The sequence below is a fragment of the Lacticaseibacillus camelliae DSM 22697 = JCM 13995 genome (assembly GCF_001436615.1).
GTDB lineage: Bacteria > Bacillota > Bacilli > Lactobacillales > Lactobacillaceae > Lacticaseibacillus > Lacticaseibacillus camelliae.
Genome location: NZ_AYZJ01000097.1, coordinates 1 through 425 on the forward strand (window position 1 = coordinate 1; position 425 = coordinate 425).

1 protein-coding gene is annotated in these 425 nt (G+C 52.9%); it reads right to left on the reverse strand.

Going from position 1 to position 425, the window contains the following annotated elements:
- The coding region (locus FC75_RS12855; protein ID WP_162261122.1) for a thioester domain-containing protein at nucleotides 1-425 on the reverse strand (425 nt) is incomplete at both ends.

The following is a 425-nucleotide window of genomic DNA, read 5'->3' on the forward strand; positions in this document are numbered from 1 at the left end:
TGGGCAGTGGCCGTCAGCGTGAGCTTATTGCCTGACTTCGTAATCTTGAGGTTTGCGGTGTTCGCCGTTTGTTGGGCGAAAGCCGCGAGCCACCCGTTAGTATCAGTCAAGGTGATTGAATCGCCAACGGCAAGCGTGATCTGTTTGCCGTTGAACGAAGGCTTGCGATCGTGTGCGGCGACCTTATCGAGAATTGCTTTCTTTTCAGATTGATAGGTCTTGTTCGGTGTGGTGAGCAACGAATCGCCGAGCGTTTCCCAAATAATCATCTGGGTCACGGCGTAGTTGCGGTTGGTTGGGTTTTGGTAGTAGCCGTAGTAAGCAATCTTGGCTAGTTGATCCTTCTTAGCGTCGGAGTAGGTGCTGGGGTTGTAGCCGGAGCCACTCATATCGAGATCGACCCCGTGCTCCACACAGAAGGCAAC